This window comes from Asticcacaulis taihuensis (genome assembly GCF_900100255.1).
GTDB lineage: Bacteria > Pseudomonadota > Alphaproteobacteria > Caulobacterales > Caulobacteraceae > Asticcacaulis > Asticcacaulis taihuensis.
On sequence record NZ_FMTS01000003.1, the window covers coordinates 1 to 25108 of the forward strand.

At 60.4% G+C, this 25108-nt stretch carries 15 protein-coding genes and 2 pseudogenes; 4 read left to right on the top strand and 13 right to left on the bottom strand.

Annotated elements, in window-relative coordinates:
* A pseudogene (locus BLO49_RS18605) lies at nucleotides 1-150 on the bottom strand (5-dehydro-4-deoxy-D-glucuronate isomerase); the annotation flags it as partial.
* Nucleotides 151-264: 114 nt separating this feature from the next.
* A complete protein-coding gene (locus BLO49_RS09110; protein ID WP_090647427.1) occupies nucleotides 265-1323 on the bottom strand; it encodes a LacI family DNA-binding transcriptional regulator in 1059 nt (352 codons plus the stop codon).
* A 168-nt stretch (nucleotides 1324-1491) separates the two neighbouring features.
* On the opposite strand from BLO49_RS09110, the gene BLO49_RS09115 reads away from it, so the two are divergent.
* A complete protein-coding gene (locus BLO49_RS09115) occupies nucleotides 1492-2853 on the top strand; it encodes a pectate lyase family protein (RefSeq protein ID WP_245678962.1) in 1362 nt (453 codons plus the stop codon).
* 188 nt (nucleotides 2854-3041) lie between these two features.
* Here the strand turns inward: BLO49_RS09115 and BLO49_RS09120 are convergent, their stop codons facing one another.
* The 11 genes from BLO49_RS09120 to BLO49_RS09170 all read right to left on the bottom strand — a co-directional run bounded on the left by BLO49_RS09120 (nucleotide 3042) and on the right by BLO49_RS09170 (nucleotide 18677).
* On the bottom strand, nucleotides 3042-4637 hold the full coding sequence (locus tag BLO49_RS09120; RefSeq protein WP_090647429.1) for a carboxylesterase/lipase family protein: 1596 nt from the start codon (nucleotides 4635-4637) through the stop codon (nucleotides 3042-3044).
* Nucleotides 4634-5941 carry a pectate lyase gene (pelA, locus tag BLO49_RS09125; protein WP_090647434.1) on the bottom strand — a complete coding sequence of 436 codons (1308 nt, stop codon included), beginning with the start codon at nucleotides 5939-5941 and terminating at the stop codon, nucleotides 4634-4636. The genes BLO49_RS09120 and pelA overlap by 4 nt, the downstream gene beginning before the upstream one ends.
* Before the next feature lie 10 nt (nucleotides 5942-5951).
* Nucleotides 5952-6806, bottom strand: a complete 855-nt coding sequence (locus BLO49_RS09130; protein ID WP_090647436.1) for a rhamnogalacturonan acetylesterase — start codon at nucleotides 6804-6806, stop codon at nucleotides 5952-5954.
* Nucleotide 6807: 1 nt separating this feature from the next.
* A complete protein-coding gene (locus BLO49_RS09135; protein WP_245678963.1) occupies nucleotides 6808-8400 on the bottom strand; it encodes a family 43 glycosylhydrolase in 1593 nt (530 codons plus the stop codon).
* Nucleotides 8401-8486: 86 nt separating this feature from the next.
* Entirely contained in the window at nucleotides 8487-11456 is a 2970-nt protein-coding gene (locus BLO49_RS09140) for a TonB-dependent receptor (RefSeq protein WP_090647442.1), read from the bottom strand.
* Nucleotides 11457-11731: 275 nt separating this feature from the next.
* Nucleotides 11732-12895, bottom strand: coding sequence for a glycoside hydrolase family 88/105 protein (locus tag BLO49_RS09145; protein WP_090647445.1), 1164 nt, complete (start codon nucleotides 12893-12895; stop codon nucleotides 11732-11734).
* Complete coding sequence (locus tag BLO49_RS09150) at nucleotides 12892-14469, bottom strand: glycoside hydrolase family 28 protein (protein ID WP_090647448.1); 1578 nt, start codon at nucleotides 14467-14469, stop codon at nucleotides 12892-12894. Before BLO49_RS09150 ends, BLO49_RS09145 begins: the two co-directional genes overlap by 4 nt.
* Nucleotides 14466-15779, bottom strand: coding sequence for an ABC transporter substrate-binding protein (locus BLO49_RS09155; RefSeq protein WP_170828275.1), 1314 nt, complete (start codon nucleotides 15777-15779; stop codon nucleotides 14466-14468). The genes BLO49_RS09150 and BLO49_RS09155 overlap by 4 nt, the downstream gene beginning before the upstream one ends.
* On the bottom strand, nucleotides 15776-16645 hold the full coding sequence (locus BLO49_RS09160) for a carbohydrate ABC transporter permease (RefSeq protein WP_090647453.1): 870 nt from the start codon (nucleotides 16643-16645) through the stop codon (nucleotides 15776-15778). Before BLO49_RS09160 ends, BLO49_RS09155 begins: the two co-directional genes overlap by 4 nt.
* A complete protein-coding gene (locus BLO49_RS09165) occupies nucleotides 16645-17559 on the bottom strand; it encodes a carbohydrate ABC transporter permease (RefSeq protein WP_170828276.1) in 915 nt (304 codons plus the stop codon). Before BLO49_RS09165 ends, BLO49_RS09160 begins: the two co-directional genes overlap by 1 nt.
* Complete coding sequence (locus tag BLO49_RS09170) at nucleotides 17559-18677, bottom strand: ABC transporter ATP-binding protein (protein WP_090647456.1); 1119 nt, start codon at nucleotides 18675-18677, stop codon at nucleotides 17559-17561. Before BLO49_RS09170 ends, BLO49_RS09165 begins: the two co-directional genes overlap by 1 nt.
* Before the next feature lie 1771 nt (nucleotides 18678-20448).
* Here BLO49_RS09170 and BLO49_RS09180 point away from each other — a divergent pair.
* The 3 genes and pseudogenes from BLO49_RS09180 to BLO49_RS09190 all read left to right on the top strand — a co-directional run bounded on the left by BLO49_RS09180 (nucleotide 20449) and on the right by BLO49_RS09190 (nucleotide 24864).
* Nucleotides 20449-21847, top strand: a pseudogene (locus BLO49_RS09180) (transposase).
* Nucleotides 21848-22381: 534 nt separating this feature from the next.
* Entirely contained in the window at nucleotides 22382-24184 is a 1803-nt protein-coding gene (locus tag BLO49_RS09185; protein ID WP_090647461.1) for an ATP-binding protein, read from the top strand.
* Complete coding sequence (locus BLO49_RS09190) at nucleotides 24181-24864, top strand: response regulator transcription factor (protein ID WP_090647463.1); 684 nt, start codon at nucleotides 24181-24183, stop codon at nucleotides 24862-24864. Before BLO49_RS09185 ends, BLO49_RS09190 begins: the two co-directional genes overlap by 4 nt.
* Nucleotides 24865-25108: the final 244 nt, after the last annotated feature.

Sequence of the window (25108 nt, forward strand, 5' to 3'; positions counted from 1 at the left end):
GCGCTCGAAATGGGTGTAGTTCAGCACTACGGCGTCGGGCGCAAACAGGCCCGTCATCAGGTATTTGTCGCGCAGATCGGCATTATCCGCCCCCTTCATCATATCCGGATGCGTGGCGTAGAGCGTCTTGGCATAGTGGCTGGTACACATGGTTTTATTCCCGTTTGAAAAGGCTTATGCGGACGTTTTCCGTTAGATGCCTTGTTGTTTATGCGTTTTGGTAACCGGTGTCATTTGTTTTGACAATACAATTCTGGCATGGCCTCAAAGGCCGGCCTTTGGCGCTCCCGAAGAACCGCGCACGATCAGGGCTGAAGGCACCGTCATGGTCTGGTCTGCGGTCGCTGGCCGGGAGACGAGCAGGTCAGCGGCCATGCGCGCCATGTCTCGCGTCGGCAGGCGGACCGTCGTCAGCGGCGGCGACAGGCGATCGGCGATTGGCGCATCATCGAAACCGATCAAGGTGAGGTCGCCGGGGATACGCAGGTCCGCTTCAAAAGCGGCCTTGTAGGCACCGGCGGCCATTTCGTCATTGGCGCAGATGATCGCCGTCGGGCGGTCCGGCCGGCGCAGAAGGCGTCTCGCCGCCGCATAGCCGGATTCGAAGCTGTAATTTCCCGGTTCATCGAGGTCCGGCGCGATGGCGGCGCCGTGCGCGGCCAGCCCGGTTTCGAAACCGTGCCGGCGGACATGGGCCGAGGGGTAGTCAGGGTTGCCGCCGATATAGCCAATACGACGATGACCGAGACCGGCGACGTGTGCGCCGGCCTCGGCGCAGCCGATATCATCGCAAGACACGATTTCCCGTCCGATGGCGGCATTGCCATCGCCAGAGGTGCGCGCCGTCACGCGTACACGCGGCACGTTCAGTTCCTCCAGCAGGTCCAATAGCTGCCGATCCTCGGCGATCGGCGGCAGGACGATAACACCGGAGGGCCGCTGGCTTTCCAGAAAGTCGCGCAGTTCGGAAAGGAAGGTCTCACTGTGCCAGGTACAGGGATGGACGACCAGTTCGATGCCTGAACCACGCAGGCGATCCAGTGCGCCCATCTGCATGTTGACGATGTACTGGGCATTGGGATTGTCGTAGATCAGGCCGATCAGCAGAGCCCGGCGAAAAGCCAGGCCGCGCGCCTGCGGATCAGGGCGAAAACCGACACGGGTAATAATTTCGGCGATATCGTCGCGGGTCCGGGCATGGACGCTGGGCGAGTTGTTGATGACGCGTGAAACGGTTTTTTTGGAGACACCGGCCAGCCGGGCCACATCGTTTATGGTCGCCTTCCTGCCGCGGCCGAGAAAGGCTTCAATCGTCTCCGTCATCCCGCCTCCCCGGAATCCGGCCCCTTGCAACGAGCGCCGATTAGCTTTATGACACCGGTTACCATATTATAAGGCGGACGTCACGCATCGATTTCATGCAGGGAATCGAGCGGGCGAGCCGAAGACGGCCAAACGGGTCGAAACAGGGTTTAAAAGGAAGGAAACACTATGTCTTTCAATAAGATATTGTGGCTGTGCGGCGTCATGGCTCTCGCTACCCCATTCCAAGTTCCTCCGGCAATGGCCGCGGCGCCGGCGACAGCGGATTTTCACCTGAACCGCTCGACCTATGATGTCCTGGGCTGGGCGCGCGCCACGCAGGGCGGCAAGGGGGGGCGCATTCTTCGCGTCACCAATCTCAATGAAAGCGGGCCGGGCTCCTTCCGCGCCGCGGTGGAAGCCGAAGGGCCGCGCATCGTGGTCTTTGAAGTCGGCGGCGTCATCGATCTCGACAGCGCCTCGATTCGTATCAAAAATCCTTTCCTGACCATTGCCGGCCAGACCGCGCCATCGCCCGGCATCACCTTTATCAAGGGCGAATTCAATATCGCCACTCATGATGTCATCGTGCAGCACATCATGGTCCGCACCGGCGAGGCCGGCCACCCCAAGAAAAGCGGCTGGGAAGCCGATGGCCTGTCCGCCAACGGGGCGTATAATGTCATCGTCGATCATTGCAGCTTCTCCTGGGCGACCGACGAGAATCTGTCGGCCTCCGGGCCGCGCTTCAAGGGGGCGGACATCACCGAATGGCGGCAGAATACCTCGCATAATATCACCTACAGCCATAACCTGGTCTATGAGGGACTGGCGAAATCGACCCACGGCAAGGGCGAGCATTCCAAGGGCGGCCTGATCCATGACAACGCCACGGGCATCCTGCTCTATGCCAATCTCTATGCCTCGAACGAGGAGCGCAACGCCCTGTTCAAGGGCGGGGTCCATGCCGCCGAGATCAATTCGATGATTTATAATCCGGGGCAGAAGGCGGTTCATTACAACCTGATCGCCCATGAATGGGAAACCCATCCGTTCGAGACCGGGATGATCACCCTGATCGGCAATGTTTATCGCCAAGGGCCGGATACGGTCACCGCCACGCCGCTGTTCAGCCTGGGGGGCGATGGCGATGTGTCGCTGTACATGCGCGACAATATCGCCGTCGATCCCTATGGAACACCGGTGGCGCAGACCGGTCGCTATACCACCGGTTCGGCGAAAATCATCAAGGCGCAGACGCCCTACATCCCGGAGGATATGCCGATCATTCCGGCGGCGCGGCTGGAGGACGAAATCTACGAATCCGTCGGTGCCCGCCCCTGGGACCGTGACGATGTCGATTTCAAGATCCTGTCGGATGTGGCCGAGGGCCGCGGCGAGATCATCGATTCCGAAACGCAGAACTATTACGGCTATCCGAAATATCAGCGCACCGATGCGCCCTTCGTGGAAGCCGACTGGAACCTCGATGACATGAGCCCCAGGGCCGGCTGGGCCTCACTATACACGAAGTCCCATCCGAAGCACTGAGATAACCAGAAGAATAAGGGTATCCGCAGATTACGCAGATTTTTCAGAGATCTGCCGGCGGACTGATGTGCATAAAACATTCAAAAGTGATGGCGCTTTGCGCCAGAGCAAATCTCCATCACTTTCCAATCATACCTATTAAGCGCTGAAAAATCTGCGTAATCTGTGTAATCTGCGGATACACTTTCTCAGGTGCCCTGCTGGATAAAGGGCACCTTAGCAAAGAGTTTGCGTTCCTCGCCGCGCGGATCATTCGCCAGTTGCGGCGGCAGGTCCATCAGCATTGTTTCGCGCTTTTCCATCGAATAGGGCTTCCAGTCCGGCAGGATGGCGGTTTGTGGCGAGCCTGAGCGGGCGAAGGCGATGAAAGCATCCGAGAACAGATCGGCCATTCTGCGCGCCTCTGCGCTGTCGGTTGTGATGCTGTCAGCCACGGCCGTGGTGCGGAAAACCAGCGGAATATCAATGGTGTGCGGCGCGCCCAGCCGGCCGGCGTCTTTCGGCGTTTTCCAGTCGACCTGATAGGCATAGGTGACCGCGCCAGATTTCGCACGGGCCTCCAGTTCCTCGATCGCGCCGCGCCACGATCTGCCGGCGGTGGTGGCCACAAAGAAAACATCTGATGGCGACATCTGCGGATAGAGGCGGCGGTAGGTGTCGATCACCACATAGGGGTCGATATCGATGCGGTATTGCGGCGGCAGTTTTACCGGCAGCTCTTCCCAGGTCAGATCGAAATTGTGCGGATCACCGCTTAAGAAAGCGCGGGTTTCGTCGTGCGTATTGCCGATCATCATGGGTATGTCAGCGGATTGTGACGGCGCGTCGGGCCAGAAGGGATGACGGGACAGGGTCGTTTCATCGAGCACCGGGCCGAAATAAAGCCCGCCCTTGCCGATCACCGGATCGTTGGCCTTCAGCGCTGCCACAAGGTCAGCCATGGGCAGGGCCTGTACCTGCGCCAGGCCCTCGGCGTCGGGCTTCAGGTCCAGCGCAGCCAGGAAAGCTATCGTGCGTTGGGTGGCATTGCCGGGACCGGAGGCGGTGACCTGTTGGCCGCTCATGGTGGCGGCGCGGTGAAACAGGCCCCTGGCCGCGGGTGTCGCCATCATCGTGGCGATCTTGGCGCCGCCACCGGACTGGCCGAAAACCATTACGCAACCGGGATCGCCGCCGAAGGCGGCGATATTGTCGCGCACCCATTCGAGCGCCAGATGGATATCGAGCTGACCGCAATTGCCGGAAAAGGCCAGCGGTCCCGGCGCGCCCGTGACCTCGTGTTCCAGCCGCGCCAGATAGAGATAACCGAAGGCGTTCAGGCGGTGATTGATGGTCACAACCACCACATCGCCGCGCAGGGCCAGATTTGTGGCGTCATAAAGCGGGCTGCCGCCCGAGCCGGTATTATAGGCGCCGCCGTGGATATAGACCATGACCGGCCGCCGCTTGCGCGCGCTGGCTTGCGGCGTCCAGACATTGAGGAACAGGCAGTCTTCGCTTTGGCCGTAAGGATCGGGCGTGCCGGCTTGTGGGGCCGCCGCGCCGTAATGATCGGCGATATAGGGTTTTGTCCATGGTTCCGGCTTCACCGGCGGCCGGAAGCGCGTTTTAGTCGTATCCTGGCCATAGCGCAGGCCGAGGAAGATATCGACACCGCCTTTTGCCTGCCCGATGACCGGTCCGGCCTGTGTCATGACCTGCGGTTTGCTTGTCCGGGCGAGCGCGGGCGCGGCCATCAGGCCGGCAGAGGCGCCCAGGAGTTTCAGGCTTTCGCGGCGGTTCATTGTGCGGCCTGCGGATGGACGAGGCTCCATTTGGTGTACGCCTTGAAGACTTTCAAAGGTGCGGTATTGAACCAGGCATAGCCGTTACGGCGCTCCACGCTGATTTCGTTGACATCATCGTGCAGGGTCTTGTCGCGGTCGCCGAAGATCGGTTTGCCGGTGGCCGACACGTAATAGCGTGCCCACAGGTCGGGCGCGCCGGGGCTGGAGATCAGCTTGCGGCCGGCGGCCTTGTCGCCGCCATCGGTCCAGGCGACATCATGCAGCGCTGACCCATGCAGCCATTTGACGCCGTCATGCACGGCCGCCACGACCTGCGGCGACGGATCGGGCAGTGTCATCAGATAGACGAGCAGGCTGGCGCTTTCGGCGCTGGAAAGGGCGTCAGGCTCGAAATTGCGCGCCGCCACCGGTAATTCGGTGAGAGCATCGTGTTGTTGCCCCCAGACGGTGCGATGGCCATTCACGCGCACCTGCGTGGTCAGGATGCAGGCGATGGCGCGGTTACGCGCTTCGGCGGCCTTCTGGCGTGTGGCCTCCGGCACGAAAGCGTAATCACCATTGCCAGAGGCTATATCCGACATCAGTAAGGCGGCATGGACCAGGGCGTCGTCATTGAAGGTGATGGCGTCATGATAACCGCCTTCCAGCGGCCAGACCTGCGGCCATCCGCCATTGGGGAACTGGGCGTTGAACAGATAGGCCGCGCCCTTGTCAAAAGCGGTGCGATAGGCTTGGCTGTCAGCGCCGGGCAGGGCCGTGATGACGCGCGCCAGAAACTGAAGTTCGGTGATGGTGGCGTCGTTATCGAGCGTGCCGACATAGTGCCAGTGTTCATCACGCGCGAGATCGAAATCGCCCGGCGCGGCGAAATGCGAATTATTGTCTCCGGCCCAGGGCTGGCCGGGCACACGCAGGGCGCCGTCGCGTGACTGGTTCTTGCTCCAGCCGCCGGCGGGGGTCTGGAAACTGACAATAACATCAGCGATATGCCGGGCTTCCGGCGTGGCGTACCACTCAGGCGGGCGGTCGAGCGGCATGGTCTTCTCACTGTCGCCGCGCATTTTGACAGGCGCGAAATGGCCCGGCGCCCCTTCGGCGGCCAGGGCGGCGCGATCGGCGGCCATCTGCGCCACGGAGCGGTCGAGATAGGTCCGCCAGGCCGGCTGCGCTTCCGGCGGCAGGGTGTTGATGCGCTCGGCGGTGATCGCCTGAGCCGCGGTATTGACGCCGACGACTGCGGCGAAGGCAGGCGCGGCAAGGAGTACAGTCATGATGGAAAGGACGGGAAGGCGTAATTTCATGGTGGCACTCCTAAGGAATAATATACGGACGCAGATCAGGCACTTTTTGGGCCAGTTCCTCGCTGACAAGGCCGGAAATCAGGTCGGCGCCTGTCTTGCCCAGGTGCGTATAATCGAAAGCCTGTTTGGCGAAGGCCATCTGATCAAAGGCCGGTGTCGGTGGAGCGGCTGGTGGCTTGGCGGCGGCAATGGTGGTGCCCGTACCGGCAGCCGCCACGACTTCGGGTGGCGGTGGCACCTGCGCCAGAGCCATAGCCTGAAGCGGTCCCAGCGCCTGCACCACGTCACGGCTGCGGGCATGGAGATCGACCAGAGGCACATTCATGTCGGCAGCCACCTGGCGCGTGGCCGCCGCCCAGGGCGCCAGATCGTCATCTAGCTGGCCGTCCCTGAAGCTGCGCCGCGTCAGAGGGGTGACCAGCAACGGAATGGCGCCAGCGGCGCGGGCTTCGCTGACATATTGCCGGATAAAGGCGGGAAACTCGGTCTTCAGGTCGGTGGAACGGCCTGGCTTGCCGGGCTGGTCGTTATGGCCGAACTGGATCAGCACCCAGGTTTTGGCATAGCCGCCGGATTTGATCTCGGCCAGGGCGATATCCCATGACCCTTCGGCGCGGTAACTGAAGCTGGAGCGGCCGCCGCGCGCCAGGTTGATGCAGGCGGCAAACGACGTCAGGTGATCGGCGCAGAAGGCACTGCCCCAGCCGCTTTGCACCGCCGTCGTCGAATCCCCGACCAGTATCACCCTGACAGCGCTGATCTGCTTGGTCTGGGTGCGCGCCTCGGCGTCAGCCGGTGTCAGGGTCTGACCATGCGCCGTAGTGGCAAAACAGGCGAAGGCCAGGGTGGCGAGGAGAGATTTCATATCAAAGCGCCCTGTAGGTGAAGTTGCGGAAACGGGCCTCGCCCTTGCCGGCGGCATAGAGGCCGGGGCGCAGCATCAGGAAGCCGCCGCGCACATTATGGTGGTAGCCGGAAACCTCCATGCCGCGATCGAAGCGCGTCCAGTTCTGACCGTCCGCCGATGTATGGAAACTGACAATGTGGCGGTTGTTGCGGACGCGCAGTTTCATCCGGCGGCCATGAGGATTGGCGGGGCGTCCGCGCTCGATGCCGTACTGATGGGTGATGAAGGTCTTTTCATCGAACCCCAGCCCGCAATAGAGGTTGGAATCATAGAACAGCAGCAGGCCGGCGCGGGCGTCCGGATCGATCTCGATATCGCACTCGAATTCGTATGCCTGGTCGCCGGCGACGCACAGCAGCGGCGCGGAAGAGGATGGCGTTTCACCGCGCGCCGCCAGATGGAGGACGCCGTTTTCGCGGCGGAGGCGGCCGGTTTCATCGGCGGCCGGATTGAAGAAATTCCATTGCCGGCCGTATTTTTCGGTGGTGAAATCATCGGAAAGCGCCAGGCCGTGCGGCGTGGCCGGGTCGGGGAGAGGCTTGCTTATCGGTTGCGACAGGTCGCCGCCGACGAAATCGAACCAGCCGTCGGCGCTCCAGGTGACCGGCGCCAGCAGGGTTTGTCTTCCCAGGGTCCAGAAGCCGTTTTCATATCCGTGATAAACGCCCCACCAGTCGCCTTTAGGGCCTTCCACCAGGGTGGCATGGCCGCGCGACCACCACTTTTCCGCAAGCGAGGCGGTATGGACCAGCGGATTGCGCGGATGCTGTTCCCACGGGCCATTGATCGAGTGTGACCGCGCCGCGATGACCATATGGCCGGTGGGTGGTCCCGCCGTGCCGCCCACGGCCAGGATCAGGTAATAATACTCGCCATGACGGGTGACTTTCGGCCCTTCCGGGGAAAAGCTTTCCACATCCCAGTCTTCGGGATAGTGCCACGGATCATAGACATGCTCCGGCGCGCCGAGGGTTGATAAGCCATCATCGGCCAGCCGCACCCGGTCACCGCCGCTTAAGAAAAGCCAGCGCGAACCGTCTTCGCCAACTGCATGGCCCGGATCGATATGGTCAGGCAGGTTGAGATCGACCGGCTCCGACCATGGTCCCGTGATATCATCGGCCCAGATGACCCAGGAGGTAGTCCGGCTGCCCGGCGCCTTCGTCTGTTTTGTCGGGATGTAGAGGTAATAGCGGTCCTTATGTTTACACAGTTCCGGCGCCCAGACCGAGCCGATATTGCGGGTCAGCGCCGCCGTTACCGGCTGCCAGTTCACCAGGTCACGCGAATGCCAGATGATCAGGCCGGGATAGGCTTCGAAGGTCGAGAAGGTCATGTAATAGTCAGCGCCGTCCTTCAGGATCGACGGATCGGGATGGTCACCGGCCATGATCGGATTGAGGAAGGTGCCGTCGCCAAGATCGGCCCGACGCTGGCCTTCCACGCCGCGTGCCGCTGTCAACGGAGCGGCATCGCCGCCGGCGGGCAGGCCGAAAAGCAGGGCGCCCAGTCCGGCTGATTTCAGGGCGTCGCGGCGGCTGGCTTTCGGCATGACCTCTCCTTCAAAAACATCCCCGCTCATAAAAAGGGGGCGCCGGATGACTCCGGCGCCCCAGTCATGACAGTGAGGAGGTAACTTTAGTACTTGTAACGCAGGCCGAGATAGTACTGGCGGCCCGACGTGCCGTAATCGTACAGCAGGTTCTGGGCGGTATTGCCCTGAGCCGTGTTGTAGGCGATGTAACGGTCATCCGGTTCGTTGGTCAGGTTGATGCCTTCCAGGACCAGGGTCAGTTGCTTGTTGATCTTATAGGTCATTTGCGCATCGAAGTTGAGCGTCTTGTGCTTGCCCCAGAAATCAGCCGAGGAGCCAGGGGAAAGCTGGGACAGATAGCCGTCGCGGTAAGAAGCGGCGACGCGGCCGGACAGCTTTTCGCCTTCATAATAGAGGGTGGCGTTCCAGGCTTCCGGCGACAGGCCCAGCAGATCGGCTTCGGTCGTTGTGGTGGCGCTGGCCGAGGTATAGTACTGGATCTTCGACTCGACGTGGGTGTAGTTCAGGATACCGCCCGTGTGGCTCAGGAAGCCCGGCAGGAAGGTGAAGGGTTTCTGAAGGTTGATTTCAAAGCCCTTCAGCTTGCCGCCCGGCGTGTTGACGGGCGTGGTCACCAGGTATTCGACATCGCTGGTTTCACCCAGGTCGGCATAGTTATAGCCCAGTTCGCTCAGCTTGAAGTTCTGGGCGCGTGACTGGATGTAGCTCTTCAGATCCTTCTCGAACAGTCCGACCGTGAACAGGCTGTCCTTATCCGGATACCATTCGACGGAGAGGTCCATGGTATTGGCGCGAGTCGGGTCAAGATAAGGATTGCCGGTGGTGATGGTCTTGTTGGTGGTGCTGATCGAACCGCCGCCCGGCGTCATGGACAGCAGGGTGGGGCGCGCCATGGTCTTGGCGGCTGCAAAGCGGACATAGACATTTTCCAGCGGTTCGATCATCACGTTCATCGACGGCAGGCTGTCGGTGTAGCTGCGATGGATGGTGGTCAGTTTAGAGCCCGCCGACGTGCCGACATAACCGCTGACGGTCGTGCGGGTGCGTACCTCACGCGTGCCGATATTGCCGCGGAACGGCATGGACCCGAGTTGGCCCTTGAAGTCGGCCTGGAGATAGTAGCCCGTATCGACTTCCTCGGCATTGCGGTTACCGGCGCGTGAAGACGAGTTGGTCGTGTTCACCTTGAAGTCGCCGTAAGCGTTGGAGCAGTTGCAGTTATAGTCGAAAGTATCGCGGATCTTGTCCAGATTGGGGATCAGATAGGTGTTGCCGCCCACCGTGACTGTCTCGGAATAGCCGGCTATATCGCTGTTGATCGCACTGACAATGGCACCGGAGGCGTCCTCAACCCTGGTCAGCGGATCGGTTGTATAACGGCCATATTCGATCGATGTGAATTCGTACTTCTTGCTGGAGGCGCCGAACTTGATGTCGATATTGTCGGTCAGTTCGTATTTCAGGTCGAGCTTGGCCGTGGCGAAGCTGTTTTCCACCGACTGCGGGCGCAGGCGGATCAGCGAGGCGTCGCCATTGGTCTTGCTGCTGGAATAGGTCCAGTAGCAGGCCTGATCTGGCGAGCAGCCGGTCGAGGACGTGCCGTAGTTGAAGACCGGATGCGTCATGTCCGAATAGTCGTAGCTGTAGCCATCGACATTGTAGGATTCGAACGTGAAGGTCGTCTGTTCGGGGTTGTCCTGCAGCGAATCCGAAGCACCGATCAGCAGCTTGGAGGTGAGGCGATCGCCCCAGTTCTGATCCCAGGTCAGGTTGAGCTGCTGGAAGGTGGTTTTCAGTTCATCATAGCGGTGTTCGGCGCGGATATCGACATCGTTGAACGACGCCTTGGTCATGGTGCCTTCATTATCGATCGTATAGTCGTAGACTGAGGATTTCGGGAAGCCGGCGCCGGTGCGGCTGAAGGAGATGCCTTCGATTTCCCATTCATCGCGGTTGGAACCGAAGGTGGCATACATGCCTTCCAGGGTGAACAGGGTATTGGGGTTCGGGCGCATCTGGAAGGCGGCGGTGATGCCCAGACGTTCCTGATCGGTTTCAAAGTGGTTGTAGCGCGGAATGCGCGGATGCAGCGCATGGCTGATTTTCAGCGCTTCCGGATCGGTCAGGACCGGGTTCTTGGAATTGGTTTCAGTTGTATTGCACTGATTGGCCGAGTTATTGATACACGGTTTGACGGGGATGAAGGTTTGGCCGCCATCGGTGCTGTAGCTGCCGATCCGGCCGGCATTGCCGTTGGCATAGGCATTTTCCCAGCGCGTGGTGTTGGTCGAATCCTCGATTACGGTGCGGGTGCCGTAAGCCACCGAGAGCAGGGCGCCGAGCTTGCCATCGGCCCAGCGGTTGGAAATCATGAAGGTGCCGCGTGGCTCGGTCTGTTTTGAGGCGTCGTTATAACCGGCCTGGAGCGAGCCGGCCATGGTGAAGCCCTTGTAATCGAAGGGGCGGGCGGTTTGCAGGTCAACCGTGGCGCCCAGCGAGCCTTCCTCGATCTCGGCCGACAGCGACTTGCGCACGGTCAGCGAGTTGAACAGGTCGGCGGCGAAGACGTTGAAGTCGAAGCCGCGGCCGCGATTGGTGCCGCCGGAGGAATCCTTGGAGCCGGTGGTGGCCAGGGCTTCCAGGCCGTTCAGGCGGGTGCGCGAAAATTCCGAATTGAGGCCGCGCACTGTGATCTGCTTGCCTTCGCCGCCGTCACGATCGATCGAAACGCCGGGAATGCGCTGAAGGCTTTCGGCCAGGTTGAGATCAGGGAACTGGCCGATATCTTCCGACTTGATCACGTCGATCATGTCGGTGGAGCGCTTCTTTTCGCTGATGGCGGTTTGCAGCGAACCCCGGAAGCCGGTGACGATGACAAGGGTCGAGTCATCGGCGGGTGCGGCCGTAGGCGCGGCTGCCGGCGCCGCATCCTGGGCCATGGCAGGCGCGACGTACAGACCGCCTGCGGCCAGGATAATGGCGGCGACGGACGCGCTCAGAGCGAGGGCTTTGGTGAATGTGGACGCAGTTCGGGCGTCGGTCGGTTTCAGCATCGGTTTTTACTCCCCGTTTTGCCAACAGTCCGGGCTCTCACCCGGCTGTTCGTATGAATGGAAGGCTTTTGGCCTCCGCTTCGGCTTATAAATTGACACCGGTGTCATCGAACCGCACAGGATCCGCATAACGTCGATGTTCAACAGCTAGACATAGAAATTTTGCACTGGCAAGCCCTGCGGCGGCAAAGAATGACACCGGTGGCATTAAAAATCACCGTTCTGTCAAAACTGCGATAATTTTGCCATAGTTGAGTCCGCGTTTTTCGTAAGGGTTATGGTTTGGCGGTCAGAGGCCCCGCTTCGGAGAGCGCCATCATCAACGCCCCGACACCCTTGGGATCATTGGGCGTGATCTTTTCCGACAGGTAATAGGCGTAAGAGCCGTCACGATAGGGTGTATTACCAAGCCCCGCCACGCCACAAATGCCTTCGAGCGCGGAGGGCGTGACGAAGCGATCGCAGATCATCCGCAGGGCGGACAGGCCCTCGGCGGCGGTTTCCGCGACTCCCAGCCGCTCAGCCTTCATCAGGGCGTAGGCGATCATCAATGAGGCTGACGCCTCTTCGTAATTGCCGGCGCGGCCGCCCTGATCGGCGACCTGATACCACAGGCCGCCCGGTTTGCGCGCCCGCCGCAGAGCATCGAGGCTCTCCCGCAGTAGGCGGGCGATGTCGTCGCGGCCGTCAAAACCCTCCGCCGCCTCGCAGACATCGGCCAGGGCCATGACCCACCAGCCCATGGCGCGGCTCCAGACGCAGGGCGAACGGCCGGTGACCGGATCGGCCCAGCGTTCGGCGTGCGATTCGTCCCAGCCATGGTGATAAAGGCCGCTTTCGGCTTTCAGATTGGTCTCGACGGCGAGGAACTGGCGGACCGTATCAGCGAACAGGTCCGGCTTGCCGGCGGCTTGGGCATAGGCGGTCTGGAAAGGCTGGGCCATGTAAAGACCATCCAGCCAGACCTGCCACGGATAGATCTGCTTGTGCCAGTAATTGCCGGATTGCGTGCGCGGATGGGTCAGCAACTGGGAAAACTGCCGGTCCATGGCGCGGCGATAACGTTCATCACCGGTCAAGGCATAAAGACGCGGCAGGATGCGTCCGGCGTGGATATTGTCGATATTGTAGTCAGCGGAATCGAAGGTCGTCATGACGCCTTCGGGCGTGATGCGGCGTTCGGCTTCGGTGCGGACAAAATCGAGCAGGGCCATGTCATGGGTGGCATCATAAAGATCGAGCGCGCCCAGCCAGATCATGCCGTCCTCGTAATTCCAGGCATCCTTGTAGGGTTTCCAGCTTCGGATATAGGACTCAATGAACACGGGCACCTGCGCACCGAAGGCCGACAAGGTGCGGATCGTGCCATTCCCCAAGTGGAAGGCGCGTTGCAGCGGCGCCCTGGCGACATCTTCGGGGATTTTCGGGATGACGATCACGATACGGACTCCAGTGTGATAGTTTCGCCGTCCTGGCCGGCGATATCGATACAGTCGAGGCGGAGATGGCGGGCGTGGCTGATATGGATTCCCCGGCGTGCCACGGCGGGGATGGCGGCGGCCATGTCGGGTGGTTCGGGGGTGACATCGGCGGCATAGCGCACGGAAAAGTCCTCTATAGTGATGCCGTCGATCGGCTGTTCCGGCAGGCCGAGCAGCCAGGCCGCCGCCAGCCGGATGCCGGTGCAGTGGATGTGGCTGAGCGTAAAGCCGCCAAGCGAGGGCGTGCCGTCATCGACCGGCAGGGGATTTGTATTGCCGACGTAATCGCTTTTTCCGTCCGGATCGCACCAGTAGAAGCTGTTGATGACAAAAGGCGTGCCGACGTCTTCCATATGGATGTTGTCGAAGGCAATATTGCGCACAATGGCGTTCTTGCCGCGTCCACGCCGGGTCTTGACGCGCATTCCCCGGTCGGTGCCGGTAAACAAACAGTCTTGCACCCGGACATCGTAAACGCCTGAGGCCATTTCCGAACCGATGACCACGGCGCCGTGACCGTCCTGCATATGGCAGTTGGAGATGGTGACATCACGCGTCGGGCGCAGGGCTTGCCTGGCCATGCCGAGCTTGCCGGACTTCAGCGCAATGCAGTCGTCGCCAACAGTAAAGTGAACGCCGGCAATGGTCGCACCTGTGCAGCTTTCCGGATTGAGGCCGTCGGTATTGGGGCTGTCGGCAGAGGCGGTGATCGACAGGTTGACGGCGCGCACATTGGTGCAGTGCAGCGGATGCAGGGTCCATGACGGGCTGTTTGCCAGCGTGACGCCTTCGAAGACCAGGTCACGGCTATCGACGGCATAGATCAGGCGGGGGCGCCAGCCGGTGGCATTGCCGCCGGGGAGAGCGCCGCGCTCCGGTCGCTTCTCATCGGCGATGCGATCCACCGACCACCAGGTATCGAAACCGGCGCGGCCGTCAATCAGACCCTCGCCGTAAATCATCACATCTTCCGCTGACAGGATATTCAGCAGAGCGGCATGGCAGGTCAGTGGCTCACCCTCCCATGAACCGAGAAAGGCCGGTACGCCCCCAGGACCGGGCAGGGTGGCCGGCAGCACAGGCCAAGACGCCATGTCGCGCAGGCCCAGAAGACTGGCGCCGCGCGTGACCTCCAGCCGCGTCCGACTCTTCAGGAACAGCGGTCCAGAAACGAAATCGCCACTATCTAGCCGCACCAGCCCATCCGGCGGACAGGCGGAGAGAGTGGCCTGCAAGGCGCGGGTGTCGTCGCTTACGCCGTCGCCCTTTGCGCCGAAAACGCGCGGATCGAGCACGGCGGTGAGCGGTTTTGTGCGAACCGTCAGGCTGTGGGTCCGACCGCCGCTTTCCACCTCGATGTGGTATGCCGTATCGCTTTTCAGGCCGCGCAGGGTGAAGCTGTTGCGGTCGGTCGCCAGGGCCTCGACACCATCCAGCCGGACATGATGTGGCGCCGGGCTGCGGAAGCAGTGTCCATTGGCCAGTTCCAGAGCCAGCGCGGTCGGCAGGACGGCAGTGACGGAAAGCGTCATCGGATCACGCGCGTCAGTATAGCGTTGATGTCGTCATAAAGCCGCCGGCTTGCCGTCTCTTCATCGATGACGCCATAGCCCTGCATTTCGAGAATGTCCTGGAAACCGTCACGCACGCGCGGATGCTCGAACCACGGGCTCTCCAGCACGGTGATCGGCAGTCGCGCCAGCTCAGCCTCGCTGTCGCGCTTCAGACCGGTCATCAGGCCGTCTTCCGTCAGGGTGCGGCGGGCGATGGCCGAGGAGGGCACGCCGCGGCTCAGGCCCATGGCGCGCACCCCGACCGGATCGTTCATCAGGAAATTAAGCAGCAGGGCGGTTTCCTGCGGATGCGGCGTCTGGTGGTTGATGGCGAACATCATGGCCGGGCGGTAGAGCAGGCCGGCGTCCGTGGCGCCGGGGATCAGCGGATAGGAGGCCAGTTCGACGTGCTCGCCCGGCCTGAGCGTATCGGTAAACTTGTCGATGGAGGAGTTCCACAGGTAGCAGCCGGCGAACTGGCCGTTGATCCACGGCCGCATTTCCTGCTGGGCCACATTACCGAAGGCGGCGCGGACGCGGGCCGCCGGCAGGGAATGGTCGCGCGTCAGTCCGGCATAGAGCCGGGCCATTTCGGCGATGTCCTCAGCCGTGCAGTTGAGACGCTTATTGACATCATCGACCAGAGCCTTGCCGGTTTTTTGCACGATGCGCGACCGCGCCATGGCGATGAAGTCCTGGAAGGTGCCGTCGATCGGGTAATAGGCATCTCCCAGAGCATCACGCATTTTGGGCCCGGCGGCGAGCAGGCTTTCCCAGGAAGCCGGCAGGGCCAGACGCGCCTTGTCGTAGGTGGTGCGGTTGAAATAGAACAGCCGCGCCGCATTGCCGACCGAAAGGGCATTGCGGTGTCCGTTGCGCTCGCCCATGCCGAGGGTGCGGGCGTCGTACTGCGAAAAATCGATCTCTTTTGACAGCCTGTTGAGATCGTAGAAGCCTTTTCCATCACGCGAAAACAGCACCTGCCAGTACCAGTTGATCTGCATCAGGTCGGGCGCGGTGTGGCCGGCGATCTGGGTCGTCAGGCGCTCCAGGTGGCCAAGGAAGCCGGTATATTCGCCGCGCACCTCGATATGCGGATAGCGCTGCATGAAGAGGTGCAGGGCCTCAAGCGTCGCCTTATGCGCCGAGGCCCCGCCCCACCAGCTCATGCGCAGGGTGACCTGGCGTTTTGGGCCGGGTGCGGTGCGCGGAGAACAGGCGGCCAGTGCGCCCCCCAGACTGGCCCCAAGACCAGTAAGCGCGGTGCGGCGTGTAACGGGCGCGGTCATCCTTTCACCGCCCCGGAGGTCACGCCCTCGACGAAGTATTTCTGGGCCACGAAGAACAGGATCAGCGACGGCGCCAGCGCGATAACCGACATGGCGAGGATCTCGTTCCATGACGTCGCTTCGGTCACGTCGATCGACATCTTGAGCGCCAGCGCCACCGGATATTTCTCGACGCTCGACAGATAGATCAGCGGCTGCAAAAAGTCGTTCATGCTCCACATGAACTGGAACAGGGCCACTGAAATGATCGCCGGCAGGATGACCGGGCAGACTATCAGGGTCAGCACCTGAAACGAGTTGCAACCATCCATTACCGCCGCTTCTTCCATATCGACCGGCAGGCTGCGCATGAACTGGATGATGAGGAAAACAAAGAAGCCCTCGACCGCAAAAGCCTGCGGAATGTAGAGCGGCAGATAGGTGTCGAGCCAGCCGAATTCGCGGAACATCAGGTATTGCGGGATCAACAAAACCGATTTTGGCAGCAGCACAGTCGCCATCAAAAGCGCGAACAGCAGCTTGCGGCCGGGAATGGCGAAGCGTGCGAACCCGTAGGCGACGATGACGGACGAAATCACCGTCAGAATCACCTTGGGGATGACGATCTTCATCGTGTTCAGCAGGTAGGTGGTGAAGGTGTATTCGGTCGAGGTCTTCCAGCCTTTTGTGAAGCCGTCCGTCGTCGGGTGGGCCGGAATGAAGCCCGGCGAGGCGAAGATTTCATGATTGTTCTTGAAGGCCCCGCCGATCATCCAGAACAGCGGATAGAGCATCAGGAAGCCAATGCCGATCAGCAGGCCGTAGCGGATAAAGGCGTTGATCAAGGGCAGTTGGCGGCGCCAGCCGTGGATGGAGGTCGCGCTCATCAATGGCCTCCTTTATCGCTGCGTTCCTGGGCGTAAAACACCCAGAAGCGCTGCGACCAGAAGGCCAGGGCCGTGAACAGGGCGATGATGACGAACAGCACCCAGGATAGTGCCGAGGAGTAACCGAGATTGAAGTATTTGAAGGCTTCTTCATAGATCATCAGCGGCAGCAGGTAGGTCGATTTCATCGGCCCGCCACCGGTAATGATGTAGGGGCCGTTGAACTCCTGAAACGCCTGCACGATCTGCATGATGAAGTTGAAGAACAGCACCGGCGTCAGCAGAGGCAAGGTAATCATCCAGAACTGGCGCAGGCGCGAGGCACCGTCGAGATCGGCGGCCTCGTAGAGGTCTTCGGGAATGGCTTTCAGCCCGGCCAGAAACACGACCATGGCCGAGCCGAACTGCCACAGGCGCAAAAGAATAATCGAAAACATGGCGGTCGATGGTTCGCCCAGCCAGTTGATCCCGCCGAAGCCCGCGCCATGCAGGAACTGGTTGACCAGGCCGTCGCTGGCAAAGACGAAGCGCCAGACCACGGCAATGGCCACGCTGCCGCCTAGGATCGACGGCAGGTAAAAAGCCGTGCGGAACAAGCCGATGCCGCGCAGTTTGAAATTGAGCACCACGGCGATCAGCAGGGCGAAGGCTAGTTTCAGCGGTACGGTGACGAAAACATAGAAAAAGGTGACACCGAGCGACTTGCGGAAGGTGGCGTCCGCCCACATGCCGGCATAGTTGTGCCAGCCAATGAAATGGGCGTCGCCAAGCTGGTCCTGAAGCCTTGCATCCGTCAGGCTGAGGATGAAGGAGGCTATGAACGGGAAGGCGGTGAACAGCAGAAAGCCGATGGCGAAGGGCGCGATATAGAGCGACCCGGCCCGCCGGCTGGCATAGATGGAGGCGCCGGACATCAGTCGCGCTCCTTCGTATCCGGCGCATGGCCGAGTGCCAAGCCATCAGCGCCAAAGAGATGCGCGCGCTGGCCATCGATGGCCAGATGCACCTCATCATGCACCCTTAGATCAACTTCGCCATCGAGCCGGACAATGATCGGCGGCGCCTCGAAGCCTTTCAGCGCGACATAGGCGAAGGTTTCGCCGCCCAGCCGCTCGATCAGGTTGACATAGCCCGATAGCTGCCCCTGCCCGGCGGTGGTGAGCGACAGGCTTTCCGGGCGCAGGCCGAGGCTGGCCTCCGCACCAGCCACTACGCGCGCATTGACGCGCGGCAAGGTAATCGGCCCCTGCGTCGTGTTGACCGTCACCTGGTCACGGTCCGCACCGGCGAGCGTCACAGGCAGGATATTCATGCCGGGCGAGCCGATGAAGGTGGCGACGAACAGGTTGGCCGGGCGGCGGTACAGTTCCATGGGCGGGCCGGCCTGCTCGATGCGGCCGCCATTCAGCACCACGATCTTGTCGGCCAGGGTCATGGCCTCGACCTGATCGTGCGTAACGTAAACCGAGGTGGCGCCCAGGCGGGCGTGCAGGCCGGCGATTTCCACCCGCATCTGGCCGCGCAGGGAGGCGTCGAGATTGGACAGGGGTTCGTCGAACAGGAAGACATCGGGTTCGCGCACCATGGCGCGACCGATGGCGACGCGCTGTCTTTGCCCGCCGGAGAGCGCCTTGGGCAGACGGTGCAGCAGGTGGCCCAGTTGCAGGGTTTCGGCGACGGCCCGGACTTTCAGCTTGATCTCGGCGCGCGGCATCCCCTTGATGCGCAGGGCGAAGCCGATATTGTCCTCCACTGTCATGTGTGGATAGAGGGCGTAGGACTGGAAAACCATGGCCACGCCGCGCTTCGACGGATGGGCATAGGTGACGTTCTCCCCGGCGATCTCGATGCGGCCGCTGGTGGGTGTTTCCAGCCCGGCGATCAGGCGCAGCAGGGTGGATTTTCCGCAGCCCGACGGGCCGACGAAGACGACCAGTTCACCCTTTTTGACTTCCAGCGAGACGCCCTTGATGACATCATGGCCGCTGAAAGACTTGGTGACCTGGTCCAGGATGACTCTGGACGTATTCACTTATTCCCCGTTTGCTTTTGTTGCGTGATCCGGCCTTTTGGCCCCCTTTGACGGGTGATCGGTTTAAATCGAGCCTATAGGAAACCGGTGTCATTTTCAATCGGTAACCCTTGCGCTTTGTTATTTATGTTTGGCGCCGGGATAAGCATACAGCCGCCGGGTCGTTTTGCTGGACCCCTTCGATGATGTAAGGCGCAACCAGGCAGGAGGTTCACCGTGCTTCGGCGCTCTTCGGCCTAAGCCCATTTGATGCCGCCGCCGCGCTTATCATTCTGGCTGCCGTCCTTGGTTATTGAATCATGTGACATTGAAGCTGCCGTCTTCGGTCGGACTGACATTTATGGGCGTGGTGACTTCATTGCCGGTTAGATTTGGCTTCACTTTTACCACCGTTCGATAATGGTATTGCCGTCCAATCGCTCAAAAACACTTCCTAGAAGCCTCTCTTTTTGCCAGTCCACCGCCTGCACAAGGCTCTCCACTGTCAGATGCGGACTTTGGTCCCACCAGCGTTTCGTGACCTCCCAATGGATGGACTCCACCCAGGCATGGCCAAGAAAGAGTATAGGCGATCTTGGTAGACCAAGATCGTCAGGCACCGCTATGCTTGAAGCCGTCGCCATGACGCCGGGGCTATCCAGAATATCGTCGGGCAACGCTATAGGGGGCGCCGGTCGATGTGTGCTTCTGGCATCGGGTGGTTGCCGATGAAGTCAATCCGTTCCGTCATAAAACGAGCCGGGCCCCTAGGTCAGGCCTGATAGAGGCTCTGATCACGGCCGGACACTCAGCCCGGCGATACTTGACGCACCACTCGCCACCATGGGCTAGGCGCCCGTCGTGATTAAGGATCGAACTTCCTCCCTGGCTGATCACTTGGACAGGAAACCACTCCGGGTGACGCTTGCTCATAACTGCATTGCAGAGCGCGAGCGCCTCGCGGGCGCTGAGATCCAGACTTGGCAAAGAAATTTCACAAGCGGGCGGACAGATAATTCCTGATAGAGGGTCTTGGAGGGAGTATGCCGATTTGCCGTGCCCCTCGCTCCTTACTATCCGGGTCATTTTGAGCGTAGTCCGGGGACAGCCAGCGATAAACTGGTAAGCCAAGTGCCTCGGCGCAGGCCGGCGCTATCTCGGCCCCAGGTGTAGCCGAGAGGAGGTTCCTGATAACCCGGGCCTGAGTCGCATCGATGGCCAGTTGGGTCACGCATCTAGGTCGAGTTCTCTAGTGTCGGTTACGGGTTCCACCTTCCCAAGACTGTTGCAGTCTCGATGGCACTGCCTCGGGGCGATGTAAAGTGAATGACCAGCCATGATCCTCGGCAAATGTGTATTCAAGGACAGGCATTCCCGGAACAGCCATTAACGGCTCCCCGGCATGCATAGAGCGCCCAAGTGCTTCACAAATAGGAAAGGGCGCAAATGTGAGCCGTCCATTGGCCGGCGGAAAGGCCAACCCGGAAAAGCCGCCTCGGCGCAGGCGGCTCAAGGTCTCCTTCGAGTCGCCAGTGCGGTTATGATAGCTCGTGCTAAATTCGCTCACGGCCTGCCCCCTGATGTCATAAATTCAAAACTTACGCTAACTGCAAGACCCGGAAAAGCCGATTGGCCTTCATTCAGAATGGTAGGTGCGGTATCCAAATGTCCAATATTGGATTTTTACCGTTCAGGCTGAATGTCCGGTTTGGGCCGATGTTGATGAAAAAGTCGCGGTTGCTATCGACGTAAAGTCTTGATTCACTTCCTTGCACAGCAAGGAGAAGCCACAATGATGGGCGAGCGGACGGTGATGCAGTCGGCAGTGTTTTATGAGTTTGGCCTTGAACGTCATGTGCCTGCCGGCCATCTTATTCGGTCAATAGACTGCTTCGTTGACCTCTCCCACATTCGTGAGCACCTTCGGCCTTTCTACAGCGAGATGGGACGGCCCTCGATCGACCCGGAACTGATGATCCGTATGCTGCAGGTGGGTTACTGCTTTGGCATCCGGTCGGAGCGCCGGCTTTGCGAAGAGGTGCATCTCAATCTGGCTTATCGCTGGATTTGCCGCCTGGGCCTGGACGGTAACATTCCCGATCACTCCACTTTTTACAAGAAACGCCATGGGCGTTTCCGCGATAGCGATTTGTTGCGCGAACTGTTCGAGCTAACGGTTCGCCGGTGTATCGAGGAAGGCCTGGTTATTGGTGAAGGCTTTGCGGCCGACGCCAGCCTGATCAAAGCTGACTGCAATAAACAGCGCTCCATCGCGGCTGTCGAGGAGGTCGACGGGGAGGCGCTGGCACCCACGCGCCGTTCGGTTCAGGAATATCTTGCTGTATTGGATGACGCTGCTTGGGGCGGTGCCAGTGAAACCACGCAAAGTTCGTGTCCAAGGCTGGTCCTGCGGCGCAATGGACCGGCGCCATGAAGGGGCAAGCGTTCTTTGCATATGCTACCAATTGCCTGATCGACCTGAAGTATGCCGTTATCGTCGATGTCGAGGCATCGCGCGCCATCCGTCAGGCTGAGGTTGGCACCGTACGCAACATGATCGAACGGGTCGATGAGCACTTTGGTCTCTATCCAGAGAGGTTGGCAGCCGACACCGCTGACGGATCAGCCGAGATGCTGGGCTGGCTTGTCTATGAGAAAGGCATCGAACCGCATATTCCCGTCTTCGACAATCTCAGCGTATCGATGGCACCTTCAGTCGGGTCGACTTCGTTTACGACCACCAAAATGATCTTTACCGATGCCCCGGCGGCAAGGCGCTGAGACCGAGCCAAAGGCATAACGGACCGGTCGTCGATGAAGACGGCACAATACGTTATCGCGCCAGCAAGCTCGCCTGCGAACTGAAACCGAAATGCTGTCCTTCTATGCCAGCGCGCAAGGTGCCCCGGTCAACTTACGAAGGGGCCCGTGACATGGCCAGGGATATTGCTGAAACAGACGCGTATGTGACGTCTAGGCGCGAACGAAAGAAGGTCGAAATGCTGTTTGCCCATCTCAAGCGCATGCTCAAACTCGACCGACTGCGACTGCGACTGCGACTGCGACTGCGACTGCGACTGCGACTGCGCGGTCCGAATAGCGCCCGAGACGAGTTCCTATTGGCCGCAGCGGCCCAAAATCTTCGGAAATCGGCAAAGGTTCTGCCAATCCAAAATCTACAGCCCGCTTGAGGGCAGTTTGAGGTTATCAGACGGTCAGCGAGGCGACGGTCATGGCTAAGGCAAAGCGACTTTTTCAACAATATCGGGCTATAAGCTGCCGACAGTTTCGAGGGATTGGGGCGCGAAGCGGAGATTGTTTCGAGAAAGGGCTTGGTTCTGAGTGTTGCCAACGCCTGCGAGACACTCCGAAGTACTGGGAGAGCCTGCAGTGCAGTCTGGAAGCTCTGGCGTCGTCTCCTTAGCGCAGGCAATATTTCTGTGAAGGTGATCGGAGTGCGACACATTTGGCGGGCCCCTGCAACCAAAGTTTACCTAAAATTAAACATTTAGGTCGCCCTCCAGGGCGGCTTTTGTCTGGTTGGGCGGTAATATAGTCTGGCACAAGCCTAGCACAAAAATTGCTATATTGCCGCATAAGCAACCTAAGGTCCGACCTTGGCGTGATATTTGCATAATGGTGCTCTAATCATCGGCTGAATCGTAGATTGCAGATCCACTTGACCAGACAAAAGCATTCTCGGATTACGACATAGGAACGCCTCGTTGATCCGTGACAGCGCCCTCTATTTTGTGAGCATCTTGTTTGTCACCCTGCTGGCGCTGGGCGTCAGTATGCAGATGGGGCATGGGATGCTAATTGGCGGCTCTGAAATCGCCCTGATGGCGGGGGTCGTATGCGTGTCGGCGCTCTTTGGATTTACAGCCGGTATGCTCATCCTTATCGTGCTCTATCTTGCCTGGCATGGCGTCTTCGGAATGCCACTTCTTTCCCCGACCTCCCAAACGCCGGAATTGCTTTTGCATGTGCTGTTCGGTTGCGCCGTCGCCGCGACCGGACTCTTTTCAGATGCCGTTCGCCGGCGTTACCGCTTCGATAGGGGATCCCTTCCGGCCGTCGGCCGCACGATGCCAAAGCGAGGTCCGGGAGTAAATATCGAGGACCACCTCAATATATGGCATCGCTTGGTCGCGCTGTGGCGCGTGCATCAAGGCCCTGTGCGCCTCATTGCAGGCGTTGGCTGTACAGTTATATGCTTTGGCGTGACCTGGTCGTTGCAAGATATGCTTGGCGCCGTCACCTGTGTGCTGATAATTCTTGTGGGCACCGCGGGTGCGGCATGGCTTACCGGTCATCGCGTGGGCGCTTTACTGGCAACCGTGTCCGCTCTGTCGCTGACGGTTCTGCCTGGCGCGCTGGGACATGAAGCCTGGCTGACGCCGGTAAATGGGCTTTTCTCGGTCTTGGTTTTTAGTGGGACCGGATGGGCGATCGGCAGCGTGTCGGATGGCCGCCGCCATGAACGTATGGCTCTGCGCACGCTGATCCGGTCGGGACGTGCTATGGCTATCAGCAATGAGGAGGTGGTGATACGCTGCCAGCTTTTTGATGGCCTGACCGCGCTGGCTTTCGGTGGATTGATCGAGCTTATTCGAGAGGGGGTCGATGCGGCCGCCTTACCAGATGCAGCTAACTGGAAATCCAGCCGTTTGTTGGCGCAGGGGCGTGAGGTCGGTACGGCGCGCTGGCGTTTTTACGGGTCTGACAAACAGCAAATCCGGATGGATGCGGCTATCGCGTTGTGCGACCTGGCCGCGGCCAATATTGTGCGCGTGCGGCTGGAGCAGGAAAAAAGCGGCATGGCATTCGAAGCGCGCACCGAACACCTGCGCACCATCCTGCTGGACGCTGTGTCGCACCATTTTCGCTCGCCGCTGGCCGGGATACTGGGCTCCGTCACCAGCATCCTGACCCTGCCTGATCCGCCTGACCTCCGCGCCCAGCGCGAATTGCTGCTGATCATCAAGGAGCAGGCGAACCGCCTGAGCCGCTATGTCGATAATTTCCTCAGTGTGGCCCGGCTTGAATCCGGGGCGATCGAGGTGCGGCCGGCTGAGGTCGATCTCGAAGCCCTCATCTACGATGTCTGGGAAAGTTTCGGCGAGGCCGGTGGGGCGCGGCGCTTCTTCAAGGTCACGGGCGTGGCGGGTGGATTGCGCACCGATCCGGCGCTTCTGGGGCAGGTTCTGGGCAATATCCTGGAAAACGCCATCAAGTACAGCGAGGAAGAATCCGTGGTAGAGGTCCATATCTGGCGCGCAGAGGGCCGGGTAATGATCCAGGTGACCGACCAGGGACCGGGCATACCGCCAGCCAGCCAGAAACGCATGTTCGAGCGCTTTTTCCGCAGCCCCGGCGCACGGGTGCCGGGACTTGGCCTCGGGCTCTATATTACACGAAGTCTTGTCGAAATACTGGGCGGTGATGTACAAGCAAGTAACAGGGCGCATGGCGGGCCGGGACTGGCCGTCACCATAGCGCTTCCGGGAGAGGGTGGGGTCGTATGAGTGCCGCTGCGAAAATCCTAATTGTCGAGGACGAGGAATCCCTGTCGCATATGCTGAATTGCACTCTGGTCCAGGCGGGTTATGACGTGACCAGTGCCCGCACCGGCATAGACGCCATGCAGCACATGATCCGCGAGGAGTTCTCGGTCGTGCTGCTCGATCTCGGCCTGCCGGACATGGACGGCAAGGATGTGATCACCGAGGCGCGGGCTATTTCGCGTGCGCCGTTCCTGGTCATTTCGGCGCGCGGTTCGGAAACGGAAAAGATCGCCGCTCTGGACATGGGCGCCAATGACTATGTGGCCAAGCCGTTCGACATGGGCGAACTGCTGGCGCGCATCCGCGTGGCCCTGCGTCCGGCCTGTCCGCGCCCGCAGGAGGCGGCGGGAGCGGCCGGGCTGGTGATCGATTTCGCCACACGCCGCGCCATTATCGGCAATGAATCGGTGAGCCTGTCCAAGAAAGAAATTCAGTTGCTGCAAATGCTGGCCGATGCAAAGGGCGGGATTGTTTCCCATGACCAGATCATCGCGGAAATCTGGGGCCGGGGCACCGAAGCGGACTACATGAACGTGCGGGTCCTGGCCTGGCAGGTGCGCCGCAAGATCGAGCCGGATGCCTCGGCGCCGCGTTTCCTGATCGCCGAGGCCCGCGAAGGCTATCGTTTGAAACTGGATTAACGGTGTCCTGAATTGGGACGGTTTTACCCCTCCGTCGCGGACAAGCCGCGCCACCATGGCCGGCGAACGACATGCGTTCGCTACGGCCAAACCTCCAAGAGGGGAGGATTTGTTTTCTTGATCCTCCCCTTTTCAAGGGGAGGTGTCAGCGCCCAGTACGCGGGCAAAGCCCGCAGGACTGGTGTCGCTGACGGAGGGGTAACAACCGGCTGCATCCCTTTTTACAGTTGTTATGAAGTATTAA